General features: G+C 51.4%; 5 protein-coding genes. 2 read left to right on the plus strand and 3 right to left on the minus strand.

The features are described from left to right. Window positions 1-209 precede the first annotated feature (209 nt). Window positions 210-3056, plus strand: a complete 2847-nt coding sequence (gene rcsC, locus RAC60_RS18775) for a two-component system sensor histidine kinase RcsC (RefSeq protein ID WP_375094137.1) — start codon at window positions 210-212, stop codon at window positions 3054-3056. Window positions 3057-3099: 43 nt separating this feature from the next. Here rcsC and rcsB read toward each other — a convergent pair whose 3' ends face one another. The 3 genes from rcsB to RAC60_RS18790 are packed head-to-tail and all read right to left on the minus strand — an operon-like array spanning window position 3100 to window position 7589. Beyond that, window positions 3100-3750: a response regulator transcription factor RcsB gene (gene rcsB / locus RAC60_RS18780; RefSeq protein WP_006120001.1), complete on the minus strand. Its 651-nt coding sequence runs from the start codon at window positions 3748-3750 to the stop codon at window positions 3100-3102. A 1-nt stretch (window position 3751) separates the two neighbouring features. Next, window positions 3752-6415 (minus strand): phosphotransferase RcsD, encoded by a 2664-nt coding sequence (gene rcsD / locus RAC60_RS18785; RefSeq protein WP_033740607.1) that lies wholly within the window; start codon window positions 6413-6415, stop codon window positions 3752-3754. A 19-nt stretch (window positions 6416-6434) separates the two neighbouring features. Further along, window positions 6435-7589, minus strand: coding sequence for an MFS transporter (locus RAC60_RS18790; RefSeq protein WP_033740605.1), 1155 nt, complete (start codon window positions 7587-7589; stop codon window positions 6435-6437). A gap of 680 nt (window positions 7590-8269) precedes the next feature. On the opposite strand from RAC60_RS18790, the gene RAC60_RS18795 reads away from it, so the two are divergent. Further along, on the plus strand, window positions 8270-8915 hold a 646-nt coding region (locus RAC60_RS18795; RefSeq protein WP_375094138.1), incomplete at its 3' end, for a BapA prefix-like domain-containing protein.

Consider the following 8915-nt stretch of genomic DNA (forward strand, 5'->3'; position numbering starts at 1 on the left):
TACGTTAAACCGCAACGGCAGGTCAGGGGTAACCCGGCCTGCCGTTTTTTTTGCTGTGAAGGCAGCGAGAGGAGAGGTGGGCGGCAGGTCAAACATTCTCAAACTGCGCCCTGAGCCCGGAGTCGACTGGCTTTTTCGCTGCGATAAAGCTAGTGTATGAACATCAAAAATCCAACAATGCGACTAACCTTGCCACCTGCGAGTCACCTTTGAAATATCTAGTTTCTTTCCGCACGACGCTGCGCATTTCGCGCTATCTGTTTCGCGCGCTGGCACTGCTCATCTGGTTGCTGGGCGCTGTTCTGACGACGTTCTATATTATCAGCGTCCTGCATGACAAAGAGAACAAGGTACGTCAGGAGTTTGCCAGTAACTACGGCACCATTGACTGGTACGTCCGTCATTCTGCGGGCATGATGCGTGAACTCAAATATATTGCTGAAAACCGGCTCGCCAGACCTGCACCCACCGGTCAGTCCCAGGCGGACAATCTGATTCAGCCGCAGTTTATGCCGTTATATTCCGGTGACGACTGTGCCTCCATGAGCACCACCTGGCGCAACTCGCTTGATTCCTTAGGCAACTACATTAACTACTGGAAAAGCAATTTCGCCTCCTCCTACGAGCTGAACCGGGTCTTCCTGATTGGCGGCGATAACAGGTGCCTGGCTGACTTTACCGTCAGCAATAACAATAATAATGTCAGTCGCGATCGCAGTCTGAAGCTTCTGCGGGAAAACCTGCAGCGTTACCGTAACAGCCCGGAAGAGGACCAGCGTAATCCGGCTTACTGGGTGAGCAGCTCCGCTCAGCCTGGTGTAGGCAGCTTCTCTGTGGTGATGCCGGTCTATGTGGCCGATAAACTGCAGGCTTTGCTGGGCGTAGAGCAAAATATCCGCCTTGATGAATTTATCCAGCCCGGCAGCCTGCCGGTGACCGCGACCATAACCGACGAAAATTATACGCCGTTGCTGACGTCACGCCGGGGAGGCGTAGGTTTCTCGCTAAACGAATTACCCGACGATAAAACCTGGTTTGGTTATCTGGACGGTTATCGCCAGCTGGTGCTCAAGAAACCCTTACCGCCATCAGAACTCAATGTGATCTGGTCGGTGTCAACGGATGTCCTGGTCGATCAGCTCAGGCTCATGATGATTAACGCGGTGCTGCTCAATATCATGAGTGCGGTACTGCTGTTTACGCTGGCCTGGTTATTTGAGCGGCGCATGTTTTTGCCTGCGGAAGAGAATGCACACAGGCTGGAAGAGCATGAGCAGTTTAACCGTAAGATCGTGGCGTCAGCACCGGTCGGGATCTGTATTCTGCGCACCAGCGATGGCACCAACATTCTGAGCAATGAGCTGGCGCATAACTATCTTACGTTGCTGACGCAGGAAGACCGCAAGCGGTTAAATGAAATTATCGGCGGCCAACAGGTCAACTTTGTGGATGTCCTGACGGGCAGCAACACCAATCTGCAAATCAGCTTTGTGCATTCCCGATATCGCAATGAAAACGTCGCCATCTGCGTGCTGGTTGACGTGTCCGCGCGCGTTCGTATGGAGCAGTCATTGCAGGAGATGGCGCATGCCGCTGAACAGGCCAGCCAGTCGAAATCGATGTTTCTGGCCACGGTCAGCCATGAACTGCGCACGCCGTTATACGGCATTATTGGTAATCTGGATTTATTACAGACACGACAGTTGCCCAGCGGTATCGACTCGCTGGTCACCGCCATGAACAACTCCTCCAGTCTGCTGTTAAAAATCATCAGCGATATTCTCGATTTCTCGAAAATCGAGTCGGAACAGTTAAAGATTGAACCGCGTCCTTTCTCCCCGCGTGAAGTGATTACCCATATTGTCGGTAACTATCTGTCGCTGGTGGTGAAAAAACGCCTGACACTGTACTGCTATATTGAACACGATGTTCCGCAGTTCCTCGATGGCGATCCCCTGCGTCTGCAACAGGTGATTTCTAACCTGCTCAATAATGCGATCAAATTTACGCATACCGGCTGCATCATCCTGCATGCATACGTCACCCAGGGCTATCTGGCCTTTCGTATGCGTGATACCGGCGTCGGGATTCCGGCAAAAGAGCTCACCCGGTTATTCGATCCGTTCTTCCAGGTCGGAAATGGCGTCCAGCGCAATTTCCAGGGCACCGGGCTGGGCCTGGCGATTTGTGAAAAGCTGATCAACATGATGGACGGGGATATTGAGGTGGAGTCAGAGCCGGGAATGGGAAGCCAGTTTATCGTGCGTATTCCCATCTACAATGGTAAGCAGCCGTCCATTCCACTGCTTGACGGGCTTCAGGATAAGAAAATCTGGTTGGCAATGCGCAATGAGTACCTGGCCCAGTATCTGGACAGGCTGTTGAAGCAACATGGCTTCCAGGTCGCCGATATGCTGGCAAACCCTGGCAGTGATGATGTGGTGTTAACCGACTATGCAATGGAGACATTCCCCCAGGTGCGTGCGGTTATCACGTTTGACGGCGCGCATGTGGATATGCCGCGTGAGCCGCAGGCAGGGCGCTGGATCCACAGCACGGCAACCCTGCATGAACTGCCGACTTTACTGGCGCGTATTTACCGCATTGCCGTGGAAACCGAGAGCACGGACGCGCTTTCTCTGAGCGGGCCGGTCGAAGAGAAAATCCATAATGACGACATTATGGTGCTGATCGTTGACGATCATCCTATCAACCGCATGCTGCTGTCAGAGCAGCTTGGCACGCTGGGCTATCAGGTAAAAACCGCCCAGGATGGTGTTGACGCCTTAAATGTCTTAAGCCGTAATACAATTGATATTGTGCTGACCGACGTGAACATGCCCAATATGGACGGTTATCGTCTGACTCAGCGCCTGCGTCAGTTAGGGCATGTGTTCCCGGTGATAGGCGTCACGGCGAACGCGCTGGCCGAAGAAAAGCAGCGTTGTATGGACGCAGGGATGGACAACTGCTTGTCGAAGCCCGTGACGCTGGATGTGCTGAAATCAACGCTGGGTCTCTATGCGGAGCGGGTACGTAAAGCCCGGCAGGGATAAAAGAGAAGCGGAAGGAGGCGGTGCGAGTGCACCGCCTGAAAACTTACTCTTTGTCGATCTGAGTCGCGCTGACCGATGACAGATAGTTGAGCAGGGCAATATCGTTATCCACACCCAACTTCATCATGGCCGATTTTTTCTGGCTACTGATGGTCTTAATACTGCGGTTCAGCTTCTTCGCAATTTCCGTTACCAGGAAGCCTTCAGCGAAGAGACGTAATACTTCGCTCTCTTTAGGCGACAGACGCTTATCGCCATAACCGCCGGCACTGATTTTCTCCAGCAGTTTCGCCACGCTTTCCGGCGTATATTTCTTGCCTTTCTGCAGCGCAGCCAGCGCTTTAGGCAGATCGGTTGGCGCACCTTGCTTCAGAACGATACCTTCGATATCCAGATCCAGCACGGAGCTGAGGATGGCCGGGTTGTTGTTCATGGTCAGAACAATGATCGACAGATCAGGATAATGGCGTTTGATATATTTGATCAGCGTAATACCGTCACCATACTTTTCACCCGGCATAGAGAGGTCGGTGATCAGCACATTGGCATCAAGCTTAGACAGGTTGTTAATCAGTGCTGTTGAGTCTTCAAACTCACCCACAACGTTAACCCACTCAATTTGTTCCAGAGATTTTCGGATACCGAAAAGAACAATTGGGTGATCATCGGCAATAATTACATTCAGGTTATTCATCTTATTGGTTACCTTGCTGCAGCAGTTGATTGACATAAGCGTCAATATTACTGGTGGTATTTTTAATGTTTGAATCGTCACACACTTTGATGTGGTGTTCTAATTCTTCACAAAGCTGTTTGCCCGGTGTCAAATTAAGCATAGCAAACACGCCTTTAAGGCGATGGGCAGTCTGAGCAAGCGAGGCATAATCGTTTATCGCTGACTCAGTATACAATCTCTTTACATCATCCGGTACTGTCTCAGTAAACAGCTGGAAATAGCCTCCACTTAGCAGTGGCGTGCTGGCGTCATCTTCTTCAGTGTTATCCTCCATTACATCGTGGGACAATTGCTTCTCAATCAGTGCCAGTAATGCATCCAGTAGTGCATTACTGAGATTGAAATTGACGCGATACTGTTGATCGTTCAGCGCATGATGGCCCGGTTCGTCTTCTGCCAGTAACAATGCCCAGCCACTCAGTTTGCCCGGATCGTCGGTGATCTGTACGTCGTGATCCTGACCCGAAATACGTTCATCAGGCGTCAGGCAGCGCGCGCCCCAGTTTTCCAGATGGCGACAAACAATTTTGTGGACATCTTCAACGGCGATCTCCACCAGCGCGGTTACGCCTTCCAGGATTTTCTCTTCCTCCTCATCACGCTGTTCCTCAAGCGTGAGGGGCAGTTGAATGTTATAGCGTGTGCCGATATCGGCTTTCGCCACAATCTCCAGGCTACCGCCCATTTGTTTACACAACTGCTTGCACAGGAAAAACGCCATGCCGGACGCCTGACCATAACGATCCTGACTGGTATCGCCCAGGAACGGGAAGTCCACGTTGGCCAGTTCATCCACGGTCAGTCCGGCACCGGTATCCACCAGTTCAATATAGACCCGGTCAGGCTGGTTCTCTGCCGTCTTCACCGCCAGGGTAATCTTGCCCCAGCGGGTGGTAATCAGCGCATAATGCATCAGCGTGGTGAGGATTTTGCGCAATGCACGTCGATCGCCAAAGCGCATCTCGTCATTTGCCAGATGATTATTCACCACCAGGGACAGGCCTTTGCGACGCAGCAGCGGCAGGCTCTCCAGCGTAATTTCGTCCAGTAACTCTTGCAGGTTAAATACCGACGCATCAGGTGACCAGTCATGCGCTTCAAGACGATTGAGCAGCACGATATCGTCCACCAGACGAGCCAGTGACTGGCTCTCATCCAGAATATCCAGCACGCTTTCGTCATTATCACGCTGACTCAACTGCACCAACTGCGAGACGATTTTTTCCAGCGGCTGGTTTAACGCATGGCCAAGGTGATGCAGCAACTGCTGACGCATCTGGTGGTTGCGATCCAGCACCTGCTGTGCTTTTTGCAGTTTCTTGTTGACCAGTAATTCCCGATCCTGATCGCGCATCATAAACAGCTGTGTATGCGGCGATAAAACGCTACGCGCATGGCGTATTTCGTACACTTCGTTGTTGATCGTAGCCTGTAATACACCCTGATGCTGATCGGACATATTGATGATCTTTTGCAGGTTCAGGTGAGGCAAAAGATGCTCGGCGATCTTATTACTTAACAAGGTACGGTTACTCGCAAAGTCGTACACCAACAGGCCCACAGGTAAGCTGGCCACAATCTCCTGATTGAGTACGCGAAGGGAGTCCAGTTCAGCACTCTGGTTTTCACTGGGACGAAGCGATTGTTTGCGTAGTAACAATACGCCACTCAGTGAAAGTAAAAACAGCACCAGGTTAATCAGTAGTGGCCACATCAGGTTATGCGCACTGTCGAGCAGCAGGCGAACAAGGGGGACCCGGTAAACCAGCTGCAGCGAGGTGCTGGGCAGGGCTGCGGCTATCTCAATGTCGTGGCTGACCAGCGAAACCTGGGTTGTCTCAAGGCCTTCCTGGTTTGTACTGGTGTTATTGGTAAAGCTGGCATCCTGACGCAACTGGAAGTTCTCTACCGGCATATTAAGCGGGATTAAGTCATTCACAGGCAAATCAAACGCGACGACAGTAGCCAGATGGCCGGGCTGATTAAACGTCGTACGCAGGGTAAAGTAGTGATCGTTCTGGAAAGCAAGGTGACGCAGAGGCGAAAAGCTTTCGCGCTCATCCAGCGCATTCGCCTGCTGCAGCATTTCAGCACGGCGCGCATCCACTAATGAACTTAACGCATTCTCTTTATAGCGAGTGGCCAAATCTTTCAGCGGCAGGGTCGATATCATAATCAGGCTGTTGTCCTGACCATTTAAGAAATACATCGACCAGGTCGGCGATTCGGCACCCCACAGCGTATCAAGATAACTGGACATCCGCATCGTCATATCCAGCGTGCTGCTGTCATGCGAACCAAAGATCAGCGCTTCGGTTTTACGTCGGGTTTTTTCGAGGTAATAGACATCAGGACGCAGACGCGTCTCTTGTAAATTGCTGGCAGGGACGGAACCTGCCGCACTGGCCGAGAGGTTTTCATAAATTTGCCAGGTCACAAAACGATAGGTATCAATACGTTTTTGTACGTCGTGCGCCATATCGGCCATGGCATAGCGTTTATCGGTTAGCCAGGCATTAATTGAATTTTGCACCATACAACCCAGCGCCAGTAACAGTACCAGGTTAAATACGATAAAAAAGCGGGTGACATTGCTGGATGTCAGAGGAAACTTATACAACATAGCGTCTCAGATACCTGATTTATCGCGCAACGTTGCGCGCACTGACAGCCACAGCCAACAAGAGCAGTGCAATCAGTAAAAATGCACCGCTAAGGCTAATCCATTGAGAGATGAACCCGATCAACGCCGGACCAGAAAGAATACCTGCATATCCCAACGTTGTCATGGCTGAAATCGCCAGGTTAGCGGGCATTGCATGCTGATTACCCGCCGCGTTAAATAACATAGGCACGGTATTGGATAAACCAAATCCCACCAGTAAGAAAGCCAGTAATGACGCTTCCGGCCAGGGCAGCAGGACGGCGAGCGCCAGGCCCGACGCCGCGGCCAGCGCGCCCATGACCATCACCGGATAGCGGCCAAAACGTTGAATAATCTTATCGCCAGTAAAGCGTCCTGCCGTCATCGCTACAGAGAATACGGCATAGCCCAGGCCCGCATGTGCCGTCGACATTGACGGATTTTGCAGCAGCAACAGGGCACCCCAGTCCAGTACTGCGCCTTCTGCCAGAAACAGGATAAAGCACAGTACGCCCAGAAAGGCGACACGCCCGCGCGGAATCACCAGCCAGGGCTGATCAGGCTGATGTAAGCGCTGGTTCATATAGCCGGACAGCCGCCACAGCAGCAATGCGACCATCACCGCCATAACGATCAGAACCGATAAGAGAGGGGTCAATGTCAGACCTAACAGCAGACTTACCGCACCAGCACCTAAAATGCCTCCCAGGCTGAAAAACGCGTGAAAGCCTGACATCATGGGGCGTCCTGCGGCTTTTTCTACTTCCACCGCCTGATAATTCATTGCAACGTCCAGCATCCCCAACCCGGCACCAAACAGCATGAGTGCTGCGGCCATCACCAGATGGGAAGGCGCGGTTGCCAGCACGGGTAGCATCAACAGGACCAGCAGCGTCGAACTCATCATCACCCGCCGGCAGCCAAAGCGGGCGACCAGCGTGCCTGTGACGGGCATCGCAAGCAGTGAACCAATCCCCAGGCAGAGCAGCAGGGCACCGAGGGATGCTCCTTCTAACTGCAAGCGATCGCGCGCATAAGGTACCAGTGGTGCCCAGGCTGACATGCCCAGTCCATTAATTAAAAAAATGGTACGCGTACCGGCGCTAAGGCGGCGTTCAGAACAGGTTGATTTTGCGGCATCCAGTGCTGTCATGGCTCTTATTTCATCTGTATCGAAGCAAAAAAGTGTAGCATCAAATTGCTGCAAAACGCTGTGAGAACACAGGCTTAACAGTTCATCATTTTACGTAGATGATTTTCGCGCAGCGCCAGTGTACCGACTTTTAGCGGTGCCAATGATTTTTCCAGAACTTTCCTGGCTTACTTTCCCTCCTGCCGCGACGTTGTATGACCGTGGTCACATTTTCGCTACGTGTATTGCTTAGTTAAATTTGAGTATGCCTTCAGCCTGTCAAGGCCTAAAAAAAACAGGTTAATCCGTAACTTTGCGCATTTTTTAGAAACATTTAGCAACATCTGAAAGCGATGCGCGGCACATTTTTGCCACTTTTTTACTGACAAAACCAAAATTTGGCTAATGTTATCTTGGTTAAATCATAAATAAAACTGCATATTGCGATTGATTTTTGCCCTGGCTGTGATGAATATTATTTTCATGATGTTGCCAAAAGTAAGTTCGGATTAATTAAAATTTAAACAATTATTACGCTTCGCTTAGATTTTTTGCCATCGTTCTTGATTTTTTTACCTATTGTTGTGCCAGGTTGAAACGTTTTCAGATTCGCAGCAAGTAAAACGTGGAAAGGTTACCCATAAATTATTTTTATGGTTTTCATTTCAGTTAATTAGCTTCTCTGGTGGAGTAAGGTCAAGATGGCAGAAATCACTCAAACTCGGGTGGATATCATTTCCCGTGCAAATGGTACGCTCATTTCACAGGTCGATGGCGTCTCAGCACAAACGATTACCCTCAGTGAACCCAGCGTTGTCCGTATTAACGGCACACGTGAAGTGGTGACGCAATTTCAACGGCAGGGTGATGACCTTATCGTTCAGATGCGTGACGGCAGCACGGTTCGCTATAAAAACTTCTTTCTGGATGATGCTGCCGGCGATCACAGTGAACTGGTGTTTGACGATGGTGTGAATCCCCCAGAGCATGCGCTTTTCCCCACGGCGGTTGACGCAACAGATTACGCCGCCACAACCATGACGCCCACCTATGAATCTCTCGACAGTGTCGATCCCCTTCTCCTGGCTGATAACAGCAATATTTCTACCGGACTAATGACCGCCAGCGGTGTGGGCCTGCTTGGTCTGGCGGGCGTTGCACTGGGTACCAGTCGGGGCGGAGGAGGAGGAGGTGGTGGTGACAACCCGGCCGCACCGGGAACGCCCGGTGCGCCAACGCTCACCGTCAACCCTTTCGCCGGGGATAACGTGCTGGACAACACCGAGAAGGCGTCAGATCAAACGCTTTCGGGCACCACAACCAATGTGGAGGCAGGCCAGACCGTCA

Origin of the sequence: Pantoea sp. BR_17, from assembly GCF_041955125.1 — a bacterium.
GTDB lineage: Bacteria > Pseudomonadota > Gammaproteobacteria > Enterobacterales > Enterobacteriaceae > Pantoea > Pantoea stewartii.

Excerpts from the sequence above, each read along its gene's own strand:
- rcsB (WP_006120001.1), bottom strand. The coding sequence starts at position 3,750 with ATGAATAACCTGAATGTAATTATTGCCGATGATCACCCAATTGTTCTT.
- rcsD (WP_033740607.1), bottom strand. The coding sequence starts at position 6,415 with ATGTTGTATAAGTTTCCTCTGACATCCAGCAATGTCACCCGCTTTTTT.
- RAC60_RS18790 (WP_033740605.1), bottom strand. The coding sequence starts at position 7,589 with ATGACAGCACTGGATGCCGCAAAATCAACCTGTTCTGAACGCCGCCTT.